Here is a 1,243-nt window from a genome sequence, read left to right as displayed (position 1 = left end):
CAGGCAAATCGCACTATGTGGCTACATAGTAGCCAGACCCGATAGCACTTTTTTTAAGTAACCATGGTCCCAGCCCGCTCGTAGCCTCTTAGTTTTTATACCTCCTTTGTCCGTCTTCTCATTCTTCAATAAATTCAACGCCATATGTCTCAACACCGCTAGATTCTCCGCGCTGTGTCCCATGCGATGYCGCGAGTCATCCTCTTTAAACGCTACATCCAGCRCCCAGTGCAGTTTGTTCTCTATGTGCCAGTGCTTTCGCGTCGCATYCAGGAAATATCTCGCATCSCCYTCTCGACTCGAAATATACAAGCGGCGCTCCAGCGTTCTTTGCCCTGACTCCATTCGCTCTGTTTCTAAGACGATGAAACTCTTCAGGTCTTGCCAGCGACTTTGTAGCTTTTCCAGCCCCTCCAGATTCGTTGAAACGCGGCAGCGCCGCTTCTCATCCTCAACGCGCCCTGCTTCGCATACAAAGTCGACAAAATCCTCGCCGAAGCCTTTAGCCTCAGCGTCCACGTACCGGTCGTGAATCKCATCGTGTAATGAGGCCTGATTTTCTTTCACRCCCACCAAATARTCTGCTTCCGCGTGACGGATATGCTTCACGATCTCCCGCTGGCATCCCATCGCGTCCAAGGTGACGAGACTTCCTTTTAATGACAATGCCTTCAACAGTTTAGGAATAGCAGTGATCTCATTGGATTTCTCCTGAGTTTTCACCTGTCCCAACACCAGTTCGTTCGCTGTCGACCAGGCGCTAACCATATGAATGGCAGGTTTGGAAGAGGATCGGTCGTATGAGCGCCGTAACGTTTTGCCGTCTATTGCGACCTGATCATCTGGAATCTGCTCCGCCAGCGTCGAAGCCCAGGATAGAAAGCTTGTCTCCAGCGCCTCGGGATCTAACTTCGCAAAGATGTTGTTGAAGGTGTCGTGGGAGGGAATGCCGTTGGGTAGCTCCAGAAAAGACTCAAACCACTCTTTTTTAGCGTCGCCAAACCGAGTAATGGTAACCCAATCGTCAGCGCCACAGATGATCCCGCAGAGCGCGATGGTGAGAACATCATAGAAATTATGCCGCATATTAAGCGTCTCTCGACGAGGATCAGGAAGGCTGGAGAAATGGTGTTTAACGCCGTCAATTAAAGAAGAGCCCATAACAGTCCTTATTAGGGGAGAAAAAGGGGCGTACTCTATGAATTTACTGTCTAGTATTCAACCATATAGTGCGATTTGCCTG

The 1,243-nt window shown here is 49.9% G+C and carries 1 protein-coding gene; it reads right to left on the bottom strand.

The annotated features are described in order from the left end of the window. Positions 1-21: 21 nt before the first annotated feature. On the bottom strand, positions 22-1,161 hold the full coding sequence (locus tag KP814_RS32565) for an ISAs1 family transposase (RefSeq protein ID WP_216740677.1): 1,140 nt from the start codon (positions 1,159-1,161) through the stop codon (positions 22-24). Positions 1,162-1,243: the final 82 nt, after the last annotated feature.

This window comes from Hahella sp. HN01, from assembly GCF_018986435.1.
In the GTDB taxonomy this organism is placed as follows: domain Bacteria; phylum Pseudomonadota; class Gammaproteobacteria; order Pseudomonadales; family Oleiphilaceae; genus Hahella.
The sequence above is the reverse complement of the archived record's forward strand: the minus strand, read 5'-3'. Positions and strand labels throughout refer to the sequence as shown.